The sequence below is a fragment of the Alicyclobacillus contaminans DSM 17975 genome, from assembly GCF_000429525.1.
Lineage (GTDB): Bacteria > Bacillota > Bacilli > Alicyclobacillales > Alicyclobacillaceae > Alicyclobacillus_A > Alicyclobacillus_A contaminans.
Genome location: NZ_AUCA01000001.1, coordinates 125,301 through 150,910, shown reverse-complemented (window position 1 = coordinate 150,910; position 25,610 = coordinate 125,301). Strand labels below are relative to the sequence as shown.

Sequence of the window (25,610 nt, the reverse complement as noted above, 5' to 3'; positions counted from 1 at the left end):
TCACCCTCCCACGATACCGAACATTTTCAGTACAGCGTACGCCGCCGTGTGAACGCTCGGACAGTAAAACAAAATCCACCCGAAGCACACGAATTGGAACGTCGCGAGAATCGACAGCACATCGCGAATCCCCGCAATGTGAGGCCGTTTTAATCCCGCGGTCCCAATGGTGACTCTCGCAAGAAATTCCGGGGCTTGGCCTGATTTCTTCCAGTGCCCGTAGTATCGCATCCAAACGAGACCCAGGCCGTGGTACACGCCCCATAGCACGAAATGCCAGGCCGCGCCGTGCCAGAGACCGCTGATGGCCATGGCAATCAGACTGTTGCGCGCGGCAAACGCCACACTGCCGCGATTGCCGCCAAGGGGAATGTAGATGTAATCCCGGATCCAACTGGACAAAGACATGTGCCAGTTGTTCCAAAACGTCGCAATGTTCTTCTGCAGATACGGAAAATTGAAGTTCTCCGGCACCTGGTATCCAAACAGGCGGGCGCTGCCAATCGCGATATCCGAGTACCCGGAGAAATCGAAGTAAATTTTCATGGCGTACGCGTACATGGCCAACCACAGCTGCCCTGCTGTGGCCGCATGCGGGTTCAAAAGCGGTGCGGCATAAGGTGTCATCTGATCCGCAATGATCACCTTTTTGCCAAGGCCAATCAGGATTCGCGCCAGCCCCTCGTTCAGATACTCCATTCGGAACCGCTTCATTTCAAACATCTGGTTTACAAAAATTTGGTATCTCTTGATGGGACCCGAGACCAGCGTCGGAAAGTACATGATGAACACCGCAAATCGGAAAAAGTTCACGCGCTGCGCCTTGCCCTGGTACGCGTCGACGGCGTAGTGAATAAATTCAAAGACGAAAAACGAAATGCCGAGCGGGACCACCATCGATGGGATGGCGTAGGTTTTGTGAATGTCGGCAAGGTGAAGCAGACCGTTCAGGCTGGCGATGGCCATCTTCAGATACTTGTAATAGGACAGCGTTCCCACGCAAAAGACGATGATGGCAATCATGTACAGCTTGGGATGTTGGTACCACCGCAGTGGATCCCCTCGGCGAAGCGCGTCCCGGTATCGGAAGATGCCGAGCGACAGCGTGTACACCACCACCGTCATCCCAAAGATCAGCAGCGCATGCCACGGATAGTGATAGGTGAAAAACACGTAGCTGGCCACCAGAAGAACCGCGGATCGCCATCGGGGGGGAGAGACAAACCAATAGACGAGAAACGTCAGCGCGCAAAACGCCCCGTAAGTCCACGTATTAAAGATCATGATAAACTCCCTGTCGCAAAGTAAGGTGTCAGATCCTTCATCAGTTGGTTCGCCAAAATCTCATTGCCCGCACGGGTCGGATGCAGACTGTCGATGAAGTCATCGCTCGGGATGAGGTATTCGTAGTCCCGATAGATGGCCCCGGCGCCCAGCATGGCAGCCTTGAGACGTGCGATGTTCTGCTTGTATTTCGGCTCGTCTATCATCTGGTACTGCGCCATCATCTTCTGATTCAGAGGGATGTTGTACACGAGGATTTTGGCCCCGTGTGACCGTACATCCTGAATCATCAAGCGGTTGAACGTAAGCGCTCCGTCGTTGTCATGAAACACGTTGCTGCCGCGTTTCCACATGCCCTTCGTCTGCGCGGTCCAGTCCTTGGTGTACCACGGCGGTGGATCCGGTGCGTGCTTCGTCGAGGAAGCCGTGATGGGCGGACCTCCACCCCAGTTTGCGAGATAGGTTTTGACAATCCCGCGATACGCAAACAACTTCCAGTGGTTGTTCACGAAGCGGCGCAGCCAATCCTCGACCGGATCGACCAGCGCGGTGGATTTGGTATGCACAGGCATCGGCACGAGCATCGGCGTGATTTCGCGAAAGCGAACGGGACTGACGCCGTAATCGCCCACGTTCATGTCATACACGACGAGATCTTTTGAGGTGAGCCGCAGCGATTTGACGATGGCGTAGCAATCCCCGGGTTCCGCGCCTTCAATGCCGAAATTGTATACGTGATAAGCGTATCCGGCCCGGGATACATTCTGCTGCAGGTAATGCGAAATGGTCTCGTCGCCGTTGGCAACCCCGCCGCCCTGCGTGATGGAGTCGCCAACCAGGATGATTTTCGGGGACCGGTCCCGATTGACCTCCTCGATGAACGCCTTAATATCCGTGTAGTCCACTTTCGTCCGGTAGTCGGCATTCGGCACCACTTCATGGGCCAGAATGGGCGGTATTGCGAGTTGATCGATAACCACAAACACCGCCACGACCACCGCCAAAATCCACAGATTCAGCTTCGGTAGCAGAAACGTCCAAACTCTCGTGGGCGTCATAGTCCCTCCCTGAACTACCTTTGTTTCAATGTACGAAACAAGTCCTGTAGCGATTATACACCAGCCGCCTGTCCACGGTGAGCACGGCGCGGAAGTGCGCCGTCGAAAAGGGTCGGATGGCGCGAGTGAGACATTCCGCCCACAGACACGTCTATTCAGGCAAGGGGGGTGAGGTGGTGAAAAAACCATGAGTGCGGAAGCTTCAGCCAGACGCGTGAATTGCTGGACATCGGCGATCCGGCCCCGCCCATGGACCTAATGGTGGAGGTTGCAGCCTCGCTGCACCAACTGAACCCCAGCTATCGCCAGGTCGTGATCCTGCGGTACGTGGAAAACTTCTCCGTACCGGAGACCGCAGCGATTCTCGGTTGGTCCGAAAAAAAGGTGCGGAATTCAACGCATCGGGCCATGCTCAAACTCCGTGACCTACTGGGGGAAACATCAAAGGAGGTGCACCGGTAAGATGGCATCTGACGAAGACGTGCGCAAGAGACTGTCCATGGTCTCCGAGATTCGTATGTCTCCTCAAAAGGAGAAAGCAATTTGGCTGGCCATCGAACAGCGAATGAACCCATCCCCTCCCCCCGGTCGCCGACGCGGACGGTTCGAAACGTGGCCATCGCTTGTCGCGGCTACGGCCGCGGTCGCCTGCCTGGTGGGTGGCGTTTACGCGGTCTCCCATCGCCAAGCGCCACACGGCACACAGGCCGAAAATACGACAGCCTCGGCGCAACATGTTCTGTCATTCCCTGCGCCGTCGTCCATTCAGTCTATATCTGTGGAAACTGGTCCAGGTTTTATGCTATGGCATGCGGCAAGTCCCCAGCGTGTCGCCACGCAGGTCCTGTCGTGGCTCAACCGGGCCTCCCTGTTCCTCGGGGACATCCCCGCGTCGGATCGGAGTATTGTCCTACAGGGAAACATCGGTCCGGCACAGTTGCGCATGGTGACGGTGAACCATCAAACCATGACACTCTGTCCGACCTCGTACCTCGTGCAGGTGAGTGCGCATCAGGTCCAGATTCGGTACGTGCAGGACGTGGTGACCTGCGTCTCAGGAGATCAAACCGTGTATTTGAAGGCACCGCAGCTGTTCCATTGGCTGAAAGACGGTGATTGGGAAGGGGAGTTCACCCAGGCGCATTCGTGAACTTTCGCCGGAAAGGCCAGTCATGACGCCCCCTGAACAGGCGGGCGGCCCATGGCTTCACGGCTCAGATCCCGAGGCGAAGGTTCGCTCGAGCTCGTCCACTTTCCAGTGGCCATGCACGGATTTCAAACGCACGGTGAACTTCATCTGGTTGGTGGGTGTGACCACGCGATAGTGGTCGCCCTGCCAACCGGCCCCGGCACACCAGGCCACCCCGCGCCCGTGGAGCACCGCGGTGCCCGTGAGGACGTTGACGTGAACGTCGGACCACCGCAATTCACCGATACCGCCGTCCATCTGCAGATGATCCGGCGATTCACTGGCTACGATGCGCGGAAACATTCCGCGCGCTCGCTGCAGATACGGCCCGTCTTCCGTGAAAATCTGACGCGCGATATCGTTGAGGCGCCGGAGATGGGTGGCTCGGTCGGCGTCCGTCAGCGAAATCCTGCGCGTCAATTCGAGAGGACGGGGAAACGTCAGCACCCATCGCGCGTCGTCCGGCCCCTTCGCGGTCACAGGAAGTTCCGACGCGGGAGTCAACTTCATGTCCGCCTTTGAGGTCGCCGCTTCCATTCGAAACAGCGATGCCTGGTTCACATCAAACACGACCGCCTCACTCGCGATGGCCGTCGCCTCATCCTGTGTCACCTCGTTCGCGTACACGGCGATGTCGAACGCAAACCCGGCGATGGACAACATCAACACAGCCACCACCGTTGCCACAGCCATGCGTCGCATCGATATCCCCTCCCAGGTGTGATGCACACAAGAACCACCCCGTTCTTGGAAAAACGTTGCATTGCACCGAGAATGGTTCCACATCTGGAATGATACAGAATACTGACGATTGGGGAAACTATGTGAAACCGGCCGTGATTGGGGAGAACCGTCCGTCATCAGGGGGGGAGCCGGTGCTGAAATCACGGGAAACCTCTGCTGCTGCTTGCCTGTTTTGCTCCAAACCACCTGATGAACCCACGCAGGCCCCCGGATCTCGCAGTGGCGCCACGCGCGTGCCCATCACGTCCCGGACAAGTCCGCGTGGCGCCATTGCATCCAACGCTCAGGCCAAGACCTCCACCTCTGCTCGTTCCGAACGCGCCGAGTAGGTGTCCACCAGGCTGGTCACCGTCAGTTGATCCCGCAACTCCGACAGCGAGAGCGGCCGGCTGAGGGTCTGCTTCGACAGCAAAATCCGCCGGGTTTCTCCTGCTGATACATCAAAGTAATTGTCGCTGAACACGCCGTCTGCATCGGACAAATCCAGCTGGACGTACTTCGCGAATTGATCCGCCGATACGTCGATGACAAAATCATCCGCAGCTTCGGTCACCCGGCACCGCAGATGCGGGGATGCCAGCCGCAGGTACTTCGCCTTGCAGAACAACACGGTGCCTCCGGATACCTCGTCGCCATCCACCCAGATCCCGTACCTCAGATACACATCGCGCGCAGTCTCGCCATTCACCCAATCGGACACATCCAGCGCGGCCACCGGCCAAGCTTCCAGGGCAGGTACGTCAATCCGCACGGATCCGTCGGTCAAAACCTCGCCGTTGAACCTGCAAAGCTGCCAGCGCAGCTCCCCGACCACGCGGCGCCGCGTATCGTTGGTCACGTACAGATCCACGCGAGGGCCGTTCTCGCAGGCTGATGCGAGAACGGGCGCGAAGAAGCGGCGGGCAAAATAGTGCAGGGCTTTCCAGCGGCCGAATGCGTCGATGCTGGACCAGGAGGCCACTGGCCAACAATCGTTCAACTGCCAGTACAGCGCGCCCATGCATCGTCCCCGGTGCCGCCGCCAGTGCTCGACGCCGTAGCGAATCGCCTCCGCCTGCAGCACCTGTGAGACGTAGCTGAGCGCAGCCAGATCCTTTGGATATTGGAAGTTGTCGGAGAGATAGTAGAGAATTTTCCCGTTGGCGGCTTCGTTCTTCTGGTGCTGTTCCATCACATACGAGAAAATGTTCCTATCCTCCGGCTCAGTGAACCATTCGATGGTTTTCATCGACGGAAACGATTGAAAACCAAACTCCGAACAGAAGCGGAAATGGTACTTCCGATACTCCGTGAATGGCTTCAAGCCGTGCCACACGTCCCAGTAGTGGACATCTCCCGCGTGTTCGCTGTTCGGTTGCACAAAGCCGCCGCCGGATGACGGCGAGGCCGGCCAATAAAAAACATCGGGCGCCACCTCCCGGCACACCTCGGGCAGGTGATGCTCAAACAGTTTCAAATAGTCCACGCGCAGGGAGACGGGCTTCGGAAAGTTCCATTCCGCCCACGCGACTTCCATTTCGTTGTTCCCGCAAACCAATGCCAGTGAGGCATGGTGGCGAATACGCCGCAGGTTGTCGCGCACTTCCTCGGTAACCGTGGTCAGGAACGGATCGGTCAAACGGTACACTGCGCACGCGAACATCAGGTCCTGCCAAACCAACAGGCCGAGTTCGTCGCACAGGTCGTAGAACGCGTCGTCCGGGTAAATCCCTCCCCCCCACACGCGAATGGTGTTGAAATTCGCCGCAACGCAATCGCGAAGCAGCCGCTCGGTGCGCGCCCTGGAGGTTCGTCCCAGCAGGTTGTCCTCCGGAATGTAGTTGGCGCCGCGGGCGAACAGCTGCACTCCGTTGACGGTGAGGGCAAAGGATTCCCCCCACGCATCCGGGGTCCTCGTGACCGTCACTGTCCGCAGACCAATTCTCCGCGTCCAGTCGTCCACCGGCAGCCCGTCGCTGAGCAACGCCACGGACACCGTGTACAACGGCTGCTCCCCGAGGTCATGGGGCCACCACAAGTGTGGGTTTTCGATGGTGAGCCGCGCCTGTCCAGCGCTGTCCGCGCAGGGGACTTCCGCCTGCCACGAGAAGCCGTCCGGCGCCGTCACCCGAACCGCGAGCCTGCAGAGGGCCGCTGACTGAAACCGCTCCACCGCGGCGGTCACCGTGAGTTCAACGACTCCCTCCCGGTGTACCTGTTGGACGCGGACGTCCGTCAACCGCGCGACATGGTACGCCCGCAGCTCCACCGGCCGCCACATTCCGGCGTCCGGCAGCCTGGGCCCCCAGTCCCACCCGAACATGTAATGCGCCTTCCGCAGGTGCGGAAAGCCTGCCAGGGTATGATCCGGCCCCCACAGCGGGAACTCGCGCTGCCGGGCCGCCACGTAGGCGGCCGCCGAGTCGAACCGAACACGCAACACGTTGTCCGCCGGCCGCAACAGATGCCGGACATCCCACGCGTACGTACGGTGCATGTTGTCGGCGGTCCCCACTTTCACATCGTTCAACCAAACGGTGGCCAGGGTATCGAGCCCGTGGCACATCAATTCCACACAATCGGCGGCGAGCAGGTCCTCCGGCACGGAAAACGTCCGCGCATACTCGTACGCTGCATCCAGCACCGCAGCGACCCGGGTTTCATTGTCGCGGTAAAACGGATCTGGTACAGCACCCGCCCGCAGCAGGTCCTCAAGTACGGAACCCGGCACGCGCGCAGGCAGCCACACCTCGCTGTCCACCCGCCGCATTCTCCAGGCCCCGCCCAGGTCGAGGGTTTGCTTGGCAGTCATCTCGTCCTTCCCCCTTCCCCTCGTCCAACACCCGTCGTCATTTTCATTCGGCAGTCGGTGCCGCGTGTTGGTGGGCAATCTGCCCGCTGTACCACCTGGCGCTGTCTTTCACCGTTCGCGCCTGTGTCTCGTAATCCACATGGACGATGCCAAACCGTTTGGAATAGCCAAACGCCCACTCGTAGTTGTCAAGCAGCGACCATAGGTAGTACCCTTTCAACCGACCGCCCTCGGCGATGAAGCGCTGTGCTGCCGCCAGGTGATCCGCCACGTAGTCAATGCGCCGCACGTCGTGCACGGCGCCATCCTCCACGGCGTCGTCGAAAGCCGCCCCGTTTTCGGTGATGTACAGAGGTGTCCCCTTGGTGTAGTTGCGCTCAATCCAGTGCAGCAACCGGTACAGCGACTCGGGGTGTATCTCCCAGCCCATCTCCGTCTGCGCCTCTTTGGGCGGTGCAACATGCCGGACCTGCAGCCAGTCTCCGTTGGGCTGATGCGCCACCACATTGCGCGTGTAGTAGTTAACCCCGAGAAAATCCACCGGCGTGGAGATGACGTCCAAATCCCCCGCTTTCACGAAGTCCATGGCGCCGAAGCGCGACTCCACCAGCGCCGCGACGTCCGTCGGATACGTGCCGGAAAACACAGGCTGGATGAACCAACGGTTCGAGAACCCAGCCACGCGCTCGGCGGCCGCCACGTCCTCTGGCTGCGTGGACGCCGGGTCAATCCACGTGAAGTTCAACGTAATTCCAACCTCTCCGCTGCCGCCCGCCGCGCGGTACGCCTGCACGGCCCGACCATGGGATAACAAAATATGGTGCGCAGCCGTGAACGCCTCCCGCCAATCGGTGTGGCCAGGAGCGTGGACGCCCAAGGCGTATCCGAGAAATGAGGAGCACCACGGCTCATTATGCGTGATGACGCGCGGTATGAGGTCGCCGAGCTCGCGGTGGACCAACTCTGCGTACTCAGCGAAATGCTCCGTGACATCCCGGTTCAACCAGCCTCCCAAATCGTCCAGCCATTGCGGCAAATCCCAGTGGTACAGGGTGACCGCCGGCGTAATCTCCGCCTCGTGCAGCGCGGTGAGGAGGTGCTTGTAGAAGTCAATGCCTTGCTGGTTTTTCACCCCGCGCTCCGGAACCATCCGCGGCCAGGCAATGGACAGGCGGTAGGCCCGGATGCCCAGTTCCTTCATCAGCGCGATGTCCTTTGGATAGCGGTGGTAGTGATCGCAGGCCACATCCCCCGTGTGCCCTTTCCACGTCTTGCCCGGGGTATGAGAGAACGTGTCCCATATGGACGGGGTGCGGCCGCCTTCGTCGTGCGCCCCCTCAATTTGATAGGCTGCGGTGGCGACCCCAAACACAAAATCTCTCGGAAAATCCAGGAACGGTCTCGTCATACTTCCACGTCCTTTTTCGCTGGTTGTGACGCGGGTTTTGCGCCGCGATGGTTGTTGTGCACCATGGACGGGTGCGTGGAGAACGTCTGCTAATTCAACACTTCAGCCAAGTGACACGCCACCTGGTGATCGCTGGTCAGCGCCCGCAGCTCCGGCGTCTCCTCCCGGCACCTCGCCTCCGCAAAGGGGCAGCGATGCGCAAATGGACAGCCAATGCGACCTTCCAACAGGTTCGGTGGTTCGCTCCGCGTCTCGGGGAGCGGTGCATTCCAGCGACTGCCTGGCGTGGCGGCAAACATCAAGCGCGTGTACGGATGCAGTGGGCGTTTGAGCAGTTCCCGAGACGCTGCGGTCTCCATCACGCGGCCGCCGTACAGCACCATGATGCGATCGCCGAAGTAGCGCGCCGAGGCCAGGTCGTGCGTGATGTACAAATAGGACAGCTTGAATTCCCGCTTCAACTCATTCATCAGTTCCAGGATGCCGGCGCGAATGGAGACATCCAGCATGGAGATGGGTTCGTCCGCCACAATGAAGCGAGGATTCGCGGCCAATGCCCGCGCAATGGCCACGCGCTGCCGCTGCCCGCCGGACAGTTCATGCGGATACTTGCCGCGAAACGTCTGAACCGGCGAAAGGCCGACTCTTTCCAGCAGCCCGTCCACCGCGTCGGACAGCGCCCGGCCGCGGTAGCCCTGAAATTTTTTCAACGGCGGCGCCAGATGTTGCTCCAACGTTCGCACCGGATTCAGGCTGCCGAACGGATCTTGAAACACCATCTGCGTCACACGGCGGTACTGAGTGAGCGCGCGCCCGCGCAGATGCGTCACGTCCTGTCCCCCCACGGATACCCGCCCGCCGCTCGGCTCGAGAATGCGCACCAAGGTGCGGCCAATGGTGCTTTTGCCGCTGCCCGATTCACCCACCAGCGCGAGCACCTCGCCGTCGGCAATCTGGAAACTGACGTGATGGACCGGGGTGATGAACTGCCGTCCGCCGCGCGTTCGCACGGGAAACCGCAGAATCAGGTCGTCCACTTCGACAAAGGGGCTGGGCTGGGCCATCCGGGAGCACCTCCTTCGGTCGGATGAAATCGATGGCACGCCGCCAGGCCGTTCGGATGCGGATGCAACTCCGGCTGATGGCTGCTGCAGATGGGCGCAACGTACGGACAGCGCGGCGCGTAGGCGCAGCCGTTTGGCAAGTCCAGGAGATCCGGCGGCTGCCCCGGGATGCCCTCGATTTCCACGTCTTCGTGTGTCAACCGCGGAATGGCGCGCAACAGACCTTCGGTGTACGGATGGTGCGCAACGTCCAGGTGAAGCGATTTCGCATCGGCCACCTCCACGATGCGGCCCGCGTACATCACGGCCACCTGCCGCGCCAGTTCCGCCACCAGACTGAAGTCGTGGCTGATGAACAGAATGGCGAATCCCTGCTCCGCCTGAAGCTCCTGAATCTGCTGGAGGATGGAGCGCTGCACCACCACGTCCAGCGCCGTCGTGGGTTCATCCATAATCACCAGGGACGGCTCCAGCGCAATGGCAATTGCAATCACCACCCGCTGACGCATGCCGCCGGACAGTTCATGCGGGTAGCTGCGCAGGTGCTTCTCGTCGATGCGCACCATGTGCAGAAGCTCGCGCGCCCGCTCCCGCGCGGCACGGGTGGAGAGATGCGGGCGGTGGCTCTTTAGGGTATCCACAATCTGCTGCTCCACGGTCATCACTGGATTGAGCGCTGTCATGGCGCTCTGAAACACCATCGACATGGTGTTCCAACGGAACGTCCGCAGTTCCCGGGGACTCAGGGCGTACACATCGGTGCTCATCACGCGAATGGTGCCTTCGGCCAGCCGCGCGTTCCCGCGCAGCAACCGCATGATGGCGTTGCCGAGCGTGGACTTGCCGCACCCCGATTCCCCAATCAGCCCCATGATGGTCCCGGGATACACTTTGAGGCTGACATCGCTCACGGCCCGCACCGGCCCCGCGGACGATTCGTACACCACGGATACCCTGTCCAGTTCAAGCACCGGTTGTTCCTCCACGCCGCTTCCTCCTTTCCACCCGCAGCCGCGGATTGGTCAATTGGTCGATGCTGAAATTCATCAGGACCAGCGACAGGCCGACCAGAGCGATTCCGAGCCCGGGCGGTACAATCCAGTACCATGCGCCGTTCAGGAGCGCGCCGCCCGTCTGCGCCCAGTACAGCATCGTGCCCCAGCTGACCGAGTTGACACTTTCCAGCCCCAGGAACGCTAGGCCGGATTCCGCGAGAATCGCGCCGAGGCTGGCGAAAATCACGTTGGACGCAATCACACTGGTCATGTTCGGGAGAATTTCCGCGACCATGATTCGCAGGTGTGACGCGCCGGACAATCTTGCGGCAATCACAAATTCGCGGCCGCGCAGCGACATCGCCTGCGCCCGAAAGACGCGGGCGCCCCACGCCCATCCGGTCAACGCGATGATGAGCCCGTTGATCCAAGGGGTGGTGTTGTGAACCAAGGCCTCAATCACAATCAGCAACGCCAGACTCGGGAGCACGAGAAAGATGTTGGTGATGAAGTTGAGCACCGTGTCGACCCAGCCGCCGATGTACCCGGCGGTGACGCCGAAGGCGAGTCCCACGACCGTGGACAGCAGACCGGCGCCAATCCCGACCGCGAGCGTGGTGCGCGTGCCGTATATGAACTGCGAAAAAATGTCCTGGCCGGTCGCCGTGGTGCCAAACCAATGCGCGTGGCTCGGCGGCAGGTTCATGGGAAAATTCGTTGCCAGCGCATGATACGGCGCAATCCACGGCGCAAACAGGGCGACCAACACAAACACGAGAAACAGCCCCATCCCCACGCGGGCCCTGCCGTCCGCTGCCAGCGCCCGGAACAGCCGCGATGTCTTCGGCCGCGTCGTCCTCACCATGGGCAGCCCGGTGGCCGTCACCGATTTTTCCATCATGCGGCCACACCTCCCGTTCGCACGCGCGGATCGAGCCGGGCGTAGAGCAGGTCCACAATCAGGTTTGCCAACAACACGGACACCGCGATGATGAGAAAGGCGCTCTGAATCAGCGGATAGTCCTGCTGCAGCACGGCCGCCTGCAGCTGCAAGCCAATACCGGGATAGGAGAAGACCACTTCAGTCAGGATGGATCCGCTCACGATGTTGCCAATGGCAATGGCGAAACTGGTGATTTGCGGAAGAATCGCGTTGCGGGCGGCGTACATCAGCATCAGCCGGGATGGTCGCACGCCTTTGGCCTCCGCAAACACCACGTAGTCTTCGCCCAACGTGACCACCATGTTGTTGCGCATCCCAATCAACCAGCCACTGAACGATCCGAGGAAAATTGTGAGCGCTGGCAGAATCCCGTGGCGCAGAGCGGACAGAATGAACGCCGCGCTTGCGGACGGTTCCACCGAATCCCCGTACCCGTGGGACAAGGGAAACCAATTGAGCTTGAAGCCGAGAAAATACACAAGCAACAGCCCCGTCCACATGTACGGTGCTGCCTGCACGAACAGGGAGGCAATCGGCAGCGTGTTATCCAGCCAACCGCCTCGCCGCCAGGCGGTGTAAATGCCGAGTGCCGTACCGAGAAACACGGACAACAGCGTCGTGATCCCCACCAGTCCGATGGTCCACGGCAGGCTCTGCGCGATGACCGTCGTGGTGGGCGTGGGATAGTAGGTGAACGACAGCCCCCAGTGTCCTGTCACCAACCCCTTCAGGTACGTGAAGTACTGCTCAATCAGAGGCTGGTTGCTGAAGCCAAATTGCAGTTTCAGCGCCTGCATCGCCTGCGGCGTCAGGTTGTTCTGGAACTTGGCGAACATGGCGTCCGCCGGATCTCCCGGCATCATGCGAGGCAGGATGAAATTGATGGTCACCGCAGCCCAGACGGAGATGATGAAAAACAACAGGCGATTGAGTACGTACTTCATGTCGTTTCCTCCCAGACGTCCTCTGTGAGCGCCGATGTGGGGGCGGCCAGCGGCCGCCCCGCGCCACTCCGCTTCAACCGTTGACGGGTTTCAGGTGCATCAGCACAATGCCTGCCGCAGGCCACGACCATGGCGCGGGAGACACGTACGGATTGTCCTGGCTCGGCCAACCGGTGTACTTGGAGGTGTTGTACTCATACCAGGTGCCGCCGTAGAAGAGCGGAATGGTCGGCAGTTTCTCCGCCACAGTCCGCTCGATGGTGTACATGGCCTGTTTTTGCTTCGTTTCGTCCGTGGTGGATTCAAACTGGGCAAACGCCTGGTCCGTCGCTGGATCGTTCCATTGTTCGTAGTTCAGACTGCCGTGGGACTGGTACACGTTCTCGTCGATGTAGTACGGGTTCGGCCCGCCGCCGGAGGAGGCGATGGCAAGGTCGAACTTGTGGCTCTGCAGCGCCGCCTCATAGCCGGCGTACTGCATCTGCTGCACATCGACCGAAATGCCGAGCTGCTGCAGGTTCTGCTGAATCAACTGCGCGTCTTCATCCCAGTCGGTCCAGCCGGACACCACAGCCAAGCTGAACTTCAGCGGTTTGCCGTCCGGCGTCTGGAACACGCCGTTGACCTTCTTGTAACCGTTGCTCTCCAGAAGCTGCGTCGCCTGGTTCAGGTCGTACGTGAACTGCTGGTCCTGCGTCGGCAGGTTCGGATCTATCCAGTCCTTGTTGGTGGGCAGAATGGTGGTCGGGCTGGCCACATCCACGTAACCGTACTCGCCCTTCTTGGCGAGATCGTCTCGGTTGATGGCGAGACTCATGGCTTTGCGCACGACCTCCTGGCTGAGGATGGGATTCATCAGATTTGGCACCAGACTGACGACATTGTTGGGCGGGAACCAGTATTTGTTGTTGGGGCTCTTCGATGCATAGACATTGTCGATGTTGTTGATGAACTGTCCACCCCAGTCCACCGTCCCCTGCGCCAGCGCCAGGTTCGCGCTGTCGTTGCTGTTGTAGGCAGGGAAGTTGATCTCAGGCACCGGCGGCTTGCCGAGGTAATAGTTCGGATTCGCCTTCAACTTGTAGTCCTGGGCGGAGAAGGACTCCAGCACGTAGGGCCCGGTGCCGACCGGATTGCTGTTCAAGTACTTGGACGGATCACCCACGGACGACCAGATGTGTTCCGGGACAATGGGTTCCTGAACGACGTACAGGCCGAAGGGCACGTCCGGTTGTTTGAACGTGAACACCACGGTGCCGTCGCCCTGCGCCTGGACGTCGGAAAGCTTGGTCCAGATGCCGGAGGTGTCAATGGTCGGGTACTTCTTCAACAGGTTGAAGGTGAAGACCACGTCCTTTGACGTGAAAGGTGTGCCGTCACTCCACTTGGCGTTCGTGTTGAGCTGAACGGTCAGTGTCTTGTTGCCGTTGCTCCACGTCTGACTCTTGCCAAGCAGGCTGTAAACGTTGGGACTGACCAAGCTGTAATAGAAGAGCGGCTCATAGATGAGGCCAAACGTACCGGCGTTTGCGGTCGTCTGGTACTGGAACGGGTTGAAGTTGTCCTGGAAACTGCCGTAGGGTGCGGGCACAACGGTAATGGGCTTGCCAACGCCGCTCGCGCTGTCCCCTCCCGGCTGGTTCGATGCGTTTCCTGTGGATTGGCCGCATCCGGCGGCAGCCAGCGCAAGTGCCACCACGGTGCCGGTGATGACCCCCAACTTCGAAGTGCTCTTGTTCACACCATGTCCCCCCTCTTTGAGATTCCGTTACAGCTACGACAACGCACAGCACAAACCGATGCTTCCGTCCCGCCCATCACCTCCTTCACGGACTTCTCATGATGAATCCGCTTTCAAAATTCCGAGGCATTCTCTCTATCCAAGAGCGCTCGCAGAGCCTGTGGTCACAGGATTGTCCGGGTTCCTCCCCTCTCTTCAAGAAGGCGATGACCGAAAGCGGTTCCGGAACATCGCGCAGAACACATGGGCCTCCCCGGGGTGCATTCCGCCTTCCGTCAACTTCCGCCGCACGGGGTGGTCAAGCGCTTCACACTCTCCCGGATCACCAATTCCGTATCCACCGTGATTACCGTCGGAAGCTTGTTGTCATCAGCCATCAACGCCAGCAGTTCGTGGGCGGCCTTCCCGCCCATGGCCTCCTTGTTTTGGCGAATGGTCGTCAGACTCGGCGTGACGTAACTCGCCAACAGCACATCGTCAAACCCGACCAGCGAAATGTCGTCTCCGGGCTTGACGCCCGCCGCGTTCATTGCGTGAATCCCTCCGATGGCCATCATGTCGGATGCGTAGAAAATCGCAGTGGGCCACTCCGATTGTTGCAGGAGCGCGCTCGTCGCCCAATACCCGGACTCCTCGGTGAAATCGCCTTCAAGCATCCAGTCGGATCGGAAGGGTAGATTCCACTTGCGCAGCGCTTCCTGGAAACCCACCATCCGGTCATGCCCAGGCTTCGTCCCGAACTTGTCGCCGACGAACGCGATGTTGCGATGGCCGCACTCCACCAGGTGGCCGATGGCCTGAAGTGTTCCGCCGATATTGTCCGATGCCACGTAACTGGCCTTCGGTCCGAGCAGGTCGAGGTCGACGGACACAATGGGAATTCGACTTCTCGCCAAGGCGACCAGTCCCTGATCCGTCCGCGGCACGCCGAGCAGGAACAGTCCATCCACGTCTCGGTGACGCGCTTTGGCCTCAAATCCAGCTCCCTGCATATTGGCGAAAAACAACAGATCATACCCGTACTCGCCGACCACGTCCTTGAAACTCGCCACCACATCGTGCAGAAAGGGATGTCGAAAGCCGCTGTTCACATGGTCCTGATAGAACACGCCGATGGTCATCGATTTCCGCGTGGCCAACCCGCGCGCGACAGCGCTCGGTTGATAGCCGAGTTCAGCCGTGATACGCTGCACTTTTTCACGCGTCCGCGGACTGACGTCCGGGTACCCGTTGAGCACCCGCGACACGGTCGCAGCCGACACGCCGGCACGTTTCGCAATGTCGTAAATGGTGGTCATAGCCAAACTTCCTTCTGGTTGCAGTCCTTCGCGCGTCCGCTCAGAAGGGGATTCAATCCGAAAGCGGTTTCGCTTAGCACACTATATTCAATGTTTTCTGAAGATTTCCTGCTGGGTTGGTTAAAAATTCTTTGTGGAATCACCGTGCGGTTCTCGCCGTCGCGACAATCCCGAGCCGCGTCGCCGGGCAGGGCGGTTCCCGGTATACTGAAGAGGAACGAGTACGTGCGAAGCAAATCCTGCGCAATGGTTTCGGTGATACGATGACTCCACGGCGCAAAGGAGCGGATGGAAGAGATGGCTGACAGCGTGGCAACCGTGTTGAATCTGTTGGATGCCCCCATGCTGCTGGTGGACGAACGCGGCTTGGTGGTGTTCGCCAATGAGTCCGCGCAGTCTCGACTGGGCGTGTCTTGCATGGAGCAACGCTGGTCTGACATTCAGGACAAGCTGCCGGCAGATTACATCTATCGGTTTCACGAAGTGCCGGACACCCTCCTGGACATTCACAAACCATCGGTGACAGGTCGCGCCCAGACTGAATACCCCGGATGGGAGCCGGGCCACCCACAGCCGGAGCGTCCGCAGTCCGGGCGGTGGATGCTCGTGGAGTGCACGGCCCGGTCGGACACGTCGATGGCGGAGGAGCTTCGCCGACTGCAGCAGACAAACGAAGAGCTGGAGCGCATTTTGAACACGTTGTTCGACGAGGTGTTCGTGACCGACGGCAGCGGCATCACGGTGCGCGTGGATCGGATGGTGGATGTGAATTACGGGCTGACTGCGGACGAGCTCGTTGGCAAATCAGTGTTCGATCTCGAGCGGGACAAGGTCTTCTACCCCTCCGTCACCGCCATGGTGCTGCGTGAGCGCAAGCGGATCACCGCCCTGCAGACCACGCGGCTCGGCCGGCGCCTGATTGTCACCGGAAATCCGGTGTTCGACGCGAACGGAGACATTGTCCGGGTCATTTCGTACACGCGCGACATCACCTCGCCCACCGACTCGGAATGGACCGCACCCTCGGCCTCCGAGGAAACGCCGGGCCCCGCCTTTGTCGCAGCGGATTTGGCGATGCAGCGCGTGCTGGCCCTGTGCCGACGGGTCGCGCCCACTCAGGCCACGGTGCTGCTGCTGGGGGAAACCGGCGTTGGCAAGAACCGCGTCGCGCACCTCATTCACACCCTGAGCGGGCGCAAAGACGGCCCGTACGTCGAAATCAACTGCGCCACCATTCCGGAATCTCTGTTTGAAAGCGAGCTGTTCGGATATGAACGAGGCGCGTTCACGGGCGCCCGCCGCGAGGGCAAACCGGGCAAGGCGGAACTGGCGGACGGCGGCACCCTGTTCTTGAATGAAATTGCCGAGGTCCCGCTGCACATCCAGGCGAAGCTGCTGGACCTGGTGCAGGAACACGTCATCACGCGCGTGGGAGGAGAGCGGCCAAGGCGCGTGAATCTTCGCATCATTGCCGCCACCAATCAAGACCTCGAGACGCTGGTTCAGGAAGGCCGGTTCCGCAGAGATCTGTATTACCGACTCAACGTCGTCCCGGTCACCCTGCCGCCGCTGCGAGAGCGGCCAACGGATATACCACACCTGGTCCACTCGCTGCTGGATTATTTCTGCAGGCGCAATCAAATTCCGACCAAGGTTATGCACCCAGACGCCCTGGACTGCCTCAAACGATACGCGTTCCCGGGCAACATCCGAGAGCTCGAGAACCTGCTGGAACGCCTGGTCATCACCGTCGAAGATCCGGTGCTCCTCCCGGAACATCTTCCGCCGAACGTGTTGGCCACAGCGGCGCCCAACCGACCACAGACAGCAAAGCCCGTTCCGACTCCTCTGGTGGGCGCTCCATACGGAGGTCTGCGAGCCCAATTGGAAGCGGTGGAGCGCGCACTCATCGCCGATGCCGCGGGTCGCTGTAGAACCACGTACGAGATGGCCGCGCAACTGGGCATCAGTCAATCCACCGTGGTCCGCAAGCTCAAACAATACGGCATTCATCCGCCCGATGGAGCCGCAGAGTGAAAAAAAAAGGGGGATTGTTCACCACAATCCCCCTGAAATATGCCGACGCTCAGAGCCGAATGGATACGTATTTGACCTCCAGGTATTCCTCGATACCGTATTTACCGCCCTCCCGGCCGAGGCCGCTTTCCTTGACACCGCCGAACGGCGCCTGCGCGACCGAAGGCAGTCCGTCGTTCACGCCGACAATCCCGTACTCCAGTTGTTCGCTGACGCGGATGGCCCGTGACAAGTCCCGCGTGTACAGGTATGCCGCCAAACCATACGGCGTCCCGTTCGCTTTCGCCACCGCCTCTTCCTCAGTCCGGAACACCTGCACCGGCACCACCGGCCCGAACGTCTCCTCGTGCAGAATGACCGAGTCATCCTGCACGTTCGCCAGAATGGTCGGTTCGAAGAAGTGAACGCCGCGATCCACGTCGCTGTGCCGCCGTCCGCCCAGCACCAGCGTCGCGCCCTTGTCCACCGCGTCCTGTACGTGTCGATCCACTTTTTCCGCAGCCGCTCCGTCAATCAACGGTCCAATCTGCACGCCGGGTTCCAGCCCGTTGCCCATCTTCAGCCCGCGAACCACATCGGCCAGCGCCGCCGTGAAGGTGTCGGCGATGGATTCGTGCACGTACACCCGATTGGTGCAGACGCAGGTCTGGCCCGCATTCCGAAACTTACTCGCGGCCACCTCGCGCGCAGCCCGTTCGATGTCGGCGTCCTCGAACACCAGGAACGGCGCGTGGCCGCCCAGTTCGAGACTGATGCGTTTGACGGTGTCCGCCGCTTTCCGCATCAGAATTTTGCCAACCTCCGTCGATCCGGTGAATGTCAGCTTCCGCACGCGCGCATCGGCCAACAGCGCATCGCCCACCGCCTGCGGCTGGGTCGTGGCCACCAGGTTGAGCACACCCGCCGGCAATCCCGCCTCCTCAAACAAATCCACCAACCGACAGGCGGTCAGCGGTGTCTGCTCGGCCGGCTTCACAATCACCGTACAACCAGCGGCGAGCGCGGGACCAATCTTGCGAGTGATCATCGCCGCCGGGAAGTTCCAAGGCGTGATGGCTGCGACCACGCCCACCGGCTGACGCAGCGCCAGCAGCCGCTTGTCGGCATGGGATGCGGGAATCGCCTCGCCGTAGACGCGCTTGGCCTCCTCGCTGTACCACAGGATGAAGTCCGCCGCGTACTGAACCTCCCCGCGGGCTTCTTCCAGCGGTTTCCCCTGTTCCCTCGTCATGATTTCCGCCAACTCGTCGCGATGGGCCACCATCAGGTCGTACGCCCTGCGCAATATCTCCGAACGCTCTTTGGCAGGCCGCGACGCCCATTCGGGAAAGGCGCGAGTGGCGGCTTCCACCGCGTCCAGGGCGTCTTCCGCCCGGGCATCGGCCACCTGTCCCACCACCTCGCCGGTGGCTGGATTGTGCACCGGGAACGTTTCACCCCCGCGAGCCGCCCGCCACTGGCCATCGATGTAAAGACCGTATTCTCGCAACATGGATGGTTCCTCCTTCCAGTCCTACTCGTCGTCCACGTCAGCCGAGGAGGTCCGCAAAGACGCCGCGAAGGACGGCGAACGCTTCCTCCAACTGCGCATCGGTGATGACGAGCGGAGACAGAAAACGAATGACATTCCCGTACATGCCCGCATTGAGGAGCACGACGCCGCGCTGGTAACACTCGGCGAGAATCCGCTTGGTCAACTCGGGATGCGGTTCCTTGGTCACGGGATCTTTGACCAACTCCATGGCCATCATGGCTCCGAGCCCCCGCACGTCGCCAATCACCGGATATTGCCGCTGCAGCTGCTCCAGGTTGGTGCGGATGATATCGCCGATGACATTGGCCCGCTCCACCAAATGCTCTTCTTGCAACGTCCGGATCACTTCGAGCGCCGCCACGCAACCGAGGGGGCTGCCGCCGTACGTACCGCCAATTTCGCCGGGCTCCGGCGCATCCATCACATCCGCCCTGCCCGTGACGGCACTGATGGGCAGTCCTGCCGCGATGGACTTGGACATGGTCATCAGATCCGGCACCACACCGAAATGTTCGACGGCAAACAGCCGGCCCGTTCTTCCGAACCCGGTCTGCACTTCGTCGGCGATGAACAGAATGTCGTTTTTGCGGCAGATGTCGCGCACCCCTTGGACAAAGCGGCGGGACGGAACGATGAAGCCCCCCTCCCCTTGCACAGGCTCCATAATGACCGCGGCAATCTCCTCCTTCGGAACGTCGGAGATGAAAAATTCCTCCATTCGCGAGAGCAGCGCGTCATCCAATTGGTCCGGCGTCATGTTCAGAGGCGCACGGTAGTAATTCGGATACGGCAGCCTGTACACGTCCGCGGCAAACGGGCCAAATCCAAATTTATACGGCTTCACCTTGCTGGTGAGCGACATGGCCAAGAGGGTGCGCCCGTGAAATCCGCCACGGAATGACAGCACCCCGCGGCGTCCCGTGAATTTGCGCGCAATCTTAACCGCGTTTTCCACGGCTTCGGCCCCGCTGTTCAGGAAGAACGTCCGCTTTTCGTGATCTCCAGGCGTCAACGCGTTCAACGTTTCCGCCAAGCGCACGTACGGTTCGTACATGAGCACATTGAAGCCAGGATGGATGTATTGGTCGAGTTGCGCCTTCAGCGCGGCGACCACGCGCGGCGGGCAATGCCCCGCGTTCAGCGTCCCGATGGCGCCCGCCAAGTCAATCATGCGATTGCCGTCGACATCCACCACCACGGCGCCCTCGGCCTTCTCGACGAATACCGGTACACTGTTGGAAACGCCCCGCGGCACATGTTTTTGGCGGAGCGCCAGCAACTCCTGGGAATGCGTCCCCGGAATGGACGTGTGCATTGCAATGGTGGTCTTGTCTGTGCTCTGCATATGTTCTACCTTCCTCCCGCATCATAGATGGACCTGCGTTGCCCGCGCCCCAGACAGGGCGCGGTTCGGATCGAACCGATGAGACATGCAAGTTCCATGCCAACGACGGTGCATACCGACCGTGCCGTGCGACGGCCGCGTCGCGGATGCGCGCAGGCATTCGCCGTTCCCCGGATGTTCCGTGGTTTTATCCAAGTTTCGATGCATATCTGCATCACGCGCATTCACGATTGCATCAATTCCAAGACAAAATACCGACGGACTCAAAGGCCGTCGGTACTTTCCCATGTGGTGCGTGCTCCCGGGGTCCCGTTGCGCAAAAGGAGAGACACGTTGTACGTAATGCAGGTCACCAGCGCGAACAGAATGACGAACAGAGAACTGACGTGGTTCATCGCCGCCGATCTTCCTCTCATGCGCAAGATGGTGGACACCGGTTCATCCTGAGACGAACACCACCTGTCCGTGCAACGGGTGACAGCCCCTCCCATTCGGACTGATACCAACATAGCACATCCTCACCCGCGCCGTCAGCCACCCTCCGGCACCCCTTCCGCCGCGCTCACCCGCAGCGAAAGGCGCGCCGCTTACAGCACCACAATCCCAACGTACACCACGATGGCGCTGACCAGCGCGATGAACGCGAACAGAGCCACCTTCTGCTTTTGCGTGAGTTCCTCGTCGTGCATCGTCTTTCCTCCATTTCCGTTCAAATGGCGAGCGTATTCACCAATCGATACAACGACGGTTCCACCGTGTGCCGACCCTGAAACACCTCTTCGAAGTCGACGGCGCAGAGACTGCCGTCTCGCACACACACCATTTGCCCGGTTGCCCCGTCGAGCAACCGTTGAACCGCTAGATTTCCCAATTGACTGGCCAACACCCGATCCCGTGCGGTCGGCGCGCCGCCGCGCTGGATATGCCCGAGCACCGTCGCGCGGACGTCAAATCCGGTGTGACGCGTGAGATACGCGGCGACTTCTGGTCCGGAAAGCGTCCCCTCGGCCACCACCACAATGGAGTGCCGCTTTCCGCGCTCCAGCCCCCGGTACAGCCGAGCCACCACATCGTCCAGGTCAACCGGATATTCCGGCACCAACACGGATTCGGCACCGCCGGCCAGAGCCACGTGGAGCGCGATGTCCCCTGCATTCCGTCCCATCACCTCCACCACGGAGACCCTGTCGTGCGATGCGACGGTGTCCCGGATCTTATCCACCGCCTCAATGGCTGTGTTGACCGCCGTATCAAAGCCGATGGTGGTGTCACAGCACGGAATGTCGTTGTCAATGGTGCCCGGGATGCCAACGGTGGCAATCCCTCGCTGTGACAGCGCCCTGGCACCGCGAAACGATCCGTCCCCGCCAATCACCACAAGTCCCTCTATGCCAGCGGCGCGCAGGCGTTCCACGCCCTGCGCCTGTCCTTCGTCTGTCTTGAACGCTTCGCACCGCGACGTGAACAGCATCGTGCCGCCTCTCTGGATGATGTCCGCCACGGATCCGAGCCCCAGCGGGACCATGTCTCCCTCCAATAGCCCTTGAAAGCCATGGCGAATGCCCAACACTTCCACCCGGTTGTATATCGCGGAACGAACCACAGCGCGAATGGCGGCATTCATGCCCGGTGCATCACCGCCACTCGTGAGTACGCCAATTCGTCGCATGCTCCATTCCTCCTCGCACACCGCACCCGACAGCGCTCCGCGCCAACGCCGCTTCTCTGCGAAACGCGACGCCCAAAGGCACAATGGCCGCAGGTGTTGCACCCATTATGCAGCCGGGTACAACGCTGGCAGTAGTTCCAAACCGCCTAGTCCATGCGGACCGGCCGGGGAGGCGCCGGCACAGTCCTCGCACCTGAGCATCCCCCGCGCCACACCGCGCCGCCACGTGACAAAATCCTGAATCTGTGGCTAGAAATAGTCCGTTTGTACTACGCCATTCGGATGGGGTTTCCTTACAATGAGGTCGTACCCTGTTTTCGTGCGTTGCCACGGCTCATAATCGTCCATGAAACCGAGGTGAGGACCGAGTGAAACGCAACACGGCGAATCCAGTGGTGAAAACGGAAGAACGGCTGTCCGTGGCCATCTTCCAGGCGATTTTCGAATGCTCTGCGGACGGCTTGGTACTGTTGGACGCATCGCGGCGGGTGGTCTACGTCAACGCGGCCGCCAAACGGATGCTCGGCAGAGAGTCTTTGGCGGGCTGCTTTTGCGGACATCTCTTTCAGTGCCACGACCCTGCCAACATTCCCATGTACGAACAGAACTGCGTGGGTCAGTGCGCGTTGACGGCAAAACAGCCAATGACCAATGTGGAAATGAATATTCAAACGAAGGACGGACGAACTCTTCCGGTCTCCGTCACCTATTCTCCGATTGAAGTGAATGACGCTGACTCCTATCTGCTGATGTCCATCCGCGACCTCTCCGTGCAGAAACGGCTTCAACAGGAACAGATGCGCAATCAAGAGCTGCACTACACCCTGCAGGAACGCGAACGGATTGCCCGGGACATTCACGACGGAGTCGCACAGGACATTGCTTATGTGAATTTGCAAATCAAACTGATGCTGGACGATGTTCGCCGCGGAGAGGCCGTGGACGCCGCCCAGTTGGAGAATCTCAGCCGCGTCTTGGACAATAGCCTGGTGGATCTCCGGCAGGCCATCTACGACCTGACCTTTCGCGTCACGGGGCATTTCGTTCCGTATCTGCAGCGATACGTCCTGGAGTTTGGAAACCGGCATCACATCCATACGGAATTCCATCACCGCGGCGACGACATCACCGTTCCGCCGTACGTGGCGAACCAGGTGGTCAAAGCGATGCAGGAAGCACTGAACAACGTACGGAAACACGCGTCGGCGACGCACGTGGTGGTGCACTTGGAGACGACGCCCGCCACGGCCAAGCCGTCCCTGCTCAGGCTCGTCATCCAAGACGATGGCGTGGGGTTCTCCACTGCGGAGAAAGCGACGTCCGATCACTACGGCCTACGCACCATGCGCGAACGCTGCGAACTCATTGGCGGTCGCCTATCCATCGACTCCGCCCCGGGACAGGGGACGCGGGTGACGCTCACCATTCCTTTGCACTGACCCAGGAAAAGCTCGGACATCCTGGCCCCGTCTGTCACGCATTCATACAGCATACAGTCAGACGGCAGACCTTCCGACCCATCGCCGCAGCAGGTGGGCACGCAAGGTCTGCCGTTTCCCGAACCGAAACCCTTACCCCGGTTGGTCTCAGTAAGTGGACGCGTTCTGACGTCCCCCGTGGATGGCTCGGAGATGCGTTGTCTTTTTTCGTATCGGTTCTCCGCACACCTGCAGAGACAGATAGCACATGGAAGCGAACAGGCCGGTGACAATCGTGACGTGCGTGAGAAACGCCTGAATGCTCAGGCTGGTGGCGATTAACAGCATGCCGCTCAGCGCTTGCAGACAGACGCAAATCAGCGCTGTGAGCGCTCCGCGAAAGAGGTCGGGGCGCTGCCGCCGAAATTGCCACGTCCAACGAACCCCCAACAGCAGGTTCAGCACCAACAACAGCGCCAGCGTCCGGTGCAGTACGTCGAGCTCGAACGCCCAGCCGGCCACCTGGTACGTTTCTGCCGGCAGCGGCCATCCTTGAAATCGACCGCCGGCGCCCGTGCTGGACACGAACGCCCCGACGTACATGGCGATAAACGTGAACACGGTGGAAAACCAGGCCCACAGCCGAAATCGCAGGTCGGGCAGCTGCGGGCGCAGCACAACACGCCCCCCCGTCCGTTCCGCCCGCTGGATTTGGCCAATGACCACTGTGGCCAGCAGGACAGACGTCAGCGCGAGCAGGGAGACGCCGAGGTGAATGGCCAGTACTGCGGGCGGATCGTGGGGCAACAACACGCCAAGCGCCCCGAGGAACGATTGCAGAATCGTAAACAGGATGGACAGGCCGACCAGGCTCTTTACCTCCGTCCACTGCCTGTAGCGAACGAGTGCGCAGACCGCAAACACCGCGAGCAGCAGCACCACCACGGCCACGATGGCGCGGTGCAGGAACTCAATCAACGTGTGCAGCCCCCACACCGACGGGATGACGTTGCCGTTGCACAGCGGCCAGTTGTGCCCACAGCCCAACGCCGAGCCGGTGTGCGTGTCGACGAAGCCCACAGTGTTGACCCAGAAGAACCCTACGGTGACCACAACGCCCAGCCAAAAGGTCAGGCGCGCGAATCCCCTCGTCTGCGTCACACCCCTCTCCCCCTTTCATGGTCGCGCCCGTCAGAGCATCCCGCGAACGCCGAGAACAATGGCCAGAAACCAGACCGGCAAATAGAGCAGGGATGACAGAAACAGACGTTTTGCCCAGATCATGCTCGTGTCCGGTTCGCGCAAACACCGCCAAGCGAGCATCGAAAACAGTCCGCCGAGCACGACGGTGGGCACCGTGTAGACGAGCGTCGCCGTTCCGGTGAAGCTCGGAATCAGCGTAGCCGTCAACAATACGACGGAATACGCGAACATCTGCCGCTTGGTGGACCGAAAGCCGCGCACCACGGGCATCATGGGAACGCCCGCGCGGACGTAGTCCTCGTTCTTGTACAACGCCAACGCCCAAAAGTGCGGTGGTGTCCACAGGAAGATGACCGCAAACATGAGCCACGCCAACCAGGACAGATGCCCCGCCACCGCCGCCCAGCCGACGAGGGGCGGAATGGCGCCCGCGCCGCCGCCGATGACGATGTTCTGGGGCGTCCGCCGTTTCAACCAGATGGTGTAAATCAGCACATAATACACGAAGCCAAGGAACGAGAGCAGCGCCGTCAATGGATTGACCAGCCCGTACAGCAGCGCGAACGAAGCGGCTTCCAGACCAATGCCGAACACCAACGCGTGTCCGGGTTTGACAGCGCCGGTCGGCAGCGGGCGGCTGGATGTCCGCCGCATCAGGCCGTCAATGTCTCGGTCGTACCACATGTTCAACACGGCCCCCGCCGCAGACGACAGCGCCAATCCCACAAGCGTCGCGGCGGTCAGAAACGCCGAAGGCACGCCGCGGTTGGCAACGACCATCGCGCAGTAGCCGGTGATGAGAAGCATGACGAGAATTTTCGGCTTGGTCAGAGCAACGTAAGCCTGTACGGTTTTCCAAACCGAGCGGACAGAGTCCGCTTGGTTTGGAATCGCATGGACGTCACCGGAAATCATGGACATGTTCGTGCCTCTCTTCCCGCTGTG

Annotated in this window: 20 protein-coding genes; 4 read left to right on the top strand and 16 right to left on the bottom strand. The window is 60.5% G+C overall.

Annotated elements, in window-relative coordinates; all coding sequences use genetic code 11:
* Entirely contained in the window at positions 1-1,284 is a 1,284-nt protein-coding gene (locus G463_RS0100730; RefSeq protein ID WP_026973678.1) for an MBOAT family O-acyltransferase, read from the bottom strand.
* Positions 1,281-2,342 carry an SGNH/GDSL hydrolase family protein gene (locus tag G463_RS0100725; RefSeq protein WP_026973677.1) on the bottom strand — a complete coding sequence of 354 codons (1,062 nt, stop codon included), beginning with the start codon at positions 2,340-2,342 and terminating at the stop codon, positions 1,281-1,283. Before G463_RS0100725 ends, G463_RS0100730 begins: the two co-directional genes overlap by 4 nt.
* 249 nt (positions 2,343-2,591) lie before the next feature.
* On the opposite strand from G463_RS0100725, the gene G463_RS17875 reads away from it, so the two are divergent.
* Positions 2,592-2,804 carry a sigma factor-like helix-turn-helix DNA-binding protein gene (locus G463_RS17875; protein ID WP_156900038.1) on the top strand — a complete coding sequence of 71 codons (213 nt, stop codon included), beginning with the start codon at positions 2,592-2,594 and terminating at the stop codon, positions 2,802-2,804.
* A gap of 1 nt (position 2,805) precedes the next feature.
* The gene (locus tag G463_RS0100715; RefSeq protein ID WP_026973676.1) at positions 2,806-3,492 is read left to right on the top strand and encodes a hypothetical protein; all 687 of its coding nucleotides are present in this window, start codon (positions 2,806-2,808) and stop codon (positions 3,490-3,492) included.
* 57 nt (positions 3,493-3,549) lie between these two features.
* Here G463_RS0100715 and G463_RS0100710 read toward each other — a convergent pair whose 3' ends face one another.
* From G463_RS0100710 to G463_RS0100670, 9 genes are all read right to left on the bottom strand, one after another.
* On the bottom strand, positions 3,550-4,233 hold the full coding sequence (locus G463_RS0100710) for a hypothetical protein (protein ID WP_026973675.1): 684 nt from the start codon (positions 4,231-4,233) through the stop codon (positions 3,550-3,552).
* Positions 4,234-4,558: 325 nt separating this feature from the next.
* A complete protein-coding gene (locus G463_RS17870) occupies positions 4,559-7,066 on the bottom strand; it encodes a beta-mannosidase (protein WP_051321735.1) in 2,508 nt (835 codons plus the stop codon).
* Positions 7,067-7,109: 43 nt separating this feature from the next.
* Positions 7,110-8,474 (bottom strand): GH1 family beta-glucosidase, encoded by a 1,365-nt coding sequence (locus tag G463_RS0100700; RefSeq protein WP_026973674.1) that lies wholly within the window; start codon positions 8,472-8,474, stop codon positions 7,110-7,112.
* 89 nt (positions 8,475-8,563) lie between these two features.
* Positions 8,564-9,538, bottom strand: a complete 975-nt coding sequence (locus G463_RS0100695; protein WP_026973673.1) for an oligopeptide/dipeptide ABC transporter ATP-binding protein — start codon at positions 9,536-9,538, stop codon at positions 8,564-8,566.
* Positions 9,499-10,524, bottom strand: a complete 1,026-nt coding sequence (locus G463_RS17865; RefSeq protein WP_051321734.1) for an ABC transporter ATP-binding protein — start codon at positions 10,522-10,524, stop codon at positions 9,499-9,501. Before G463_RS17865 ends, G463_RS0100695 begins: the two co-directional genes overlap by 40 nt.
* Complete coding sequence (locus tag G463_RS17860; RefSeq protein WP_084171092.1) at positions 10,502-11,434, bottom strand: ABC transporter permease; 933 nt, start codon at positions 11,432-11,434, stop codon at positions 10,502-10,504. Before G463_RS17860 ends, G463_RS17865 begins: the two co-directional genes overlap by 23 nt.
* On the bottom strand, positions 11,431-12,420 hold the full coding sequence (locus tag G463_RS0100680) for an ABC transporter permease (protein ID WP_026973672.1): 990 nt from the start codon (positions 12,418-12,420) through the stop codon (positions 11,431-11,433). Before G463_RS0100680 ends, G463_RS17860 begins: the two co-directional genes overlap by 4 nt.
* 73 nt (positions 12,421-12,493) lie before the next feature.
* Positions 12,494-14,161, bottom strand: a complete 1,668-nt coding sequence (locus G463_RS0100675; protein WP_051321733.1) for an ABC transporter substrate-binding protein — start codon at positions 14,159-14,161, stop codon at positions 12,494-12,496.
* Between the two features lie 275 nt (positions 14,162-14,436).
* Positions 14,437-15,459, bottom strand: a complete 1,023-nt coding sequence (locus G463_RS0100670; RefSeq protein WP_026973670.1) for a LacI family DNA-binding transcriptional regulator — start codon at positions 15,457-15,459, stop codon at positions 14,437-14,439.
* 297 nt (positions 15,460-15,756) lie between these two features.
* Here G463_RS0100670 and G463_RS0100665 point away from each other — a divergent pair, with 297 nt between their 5' ends.
* On the top strand, positions 15,757-17,496 hold the full coding sequence (locus G463_RS0100665; protein ID WP_245575643.1) for a sigma 54-interacting transcriptional regulator: 1,740 nt from the start codon (positions 15,757-15,759) through the stop codon (positions 17,494-17,496).
* 49 nt (positions 17,497-17,545) lie between these two features.
* On the opposite strand, the gene G463_RS0100660 is transcribed toward G463_RS0100665, so the two are convergent.
* The 3 genes from G463_RS0100660 to pfkA form a co-directional block, all read right to left on the bottom strand.
* A complete protein-coding gene (locus tag G463_RS0100660) occupies positions 17,546-18,985 on the bottom strand; it encodes an NAD-dependent succinate-semialdehyde dehydrogenase (protein WP_026973668.1) in 1,440 nt (479 codons plus the stop codon).
* A 40-nt stretch (positions 18,986-19,025) separates the two neighbouring features.
* Complete coding sequence (gene gabT, locus G463_RS0100655) at positions 19,026-20,375, bottom strand: 4-aminobutyrate--2-oxoglutarate transaminase (RefSeq protein ID WP_026973667.1); 1,350 nt, start codon at positions 20,373-20,375, stop codon at positions 19,026-19,028.
* Between the two features lie 709 nt (positions 20,376-21,084).
* Positions 21,085-22,044, bottom strand: coding sequence for a 6-phosphofructokinase (gene pfkA / locus G463_RS0100640; RefSeq protein ID WP_026973666.1), 960 nt, complete (start codon positions 22,042-22,044; stop codon positions 21,085-21,087).
* Between the two features lie 368 nt (positions 22,045-22,412).
* Here pfkA and G463_RS0100635 point away from each other — a divergent pair, with 368 nt between their 5' ends.
* A complete protein-coding gene (locus G463_RS0100635) occupies positions 22,413-23,483 on the top strand; it encodes a sensor histidine kinase (protein ID WP_026973665.1) in 1,071 nt (356 codons plus the stop codon).
* Between the two features lie 147 nt (positions 23,484-23,630).
* Here the strand turns inward: G463_RS0100635 and G463_RS17855 are convergent, their stop codons facing one another.
* Positions 23,631-24,623: a COX15/CtaA family protein gene (locus G463_RS17855; RefSeq protein WP_051321732.1), complete on the bottom strand. Its 993-nt coding sequence runs from the start codon at positions 24,621-24,623 to the stop codon at positions 23,631-23,633.
* Between the two features lie 30 nt (positions 24,624-24,653).
* Entirely contained in the window at positions 24,654-25,586 is a 933-nt protein-coding gene (locus tag G463_RS0100625; protein ID WP_084171091.1) for a heme o synthase, read from the bottom strand.
* Positions 25,587-25,610 lie beyond the last annotated feature (24 nt).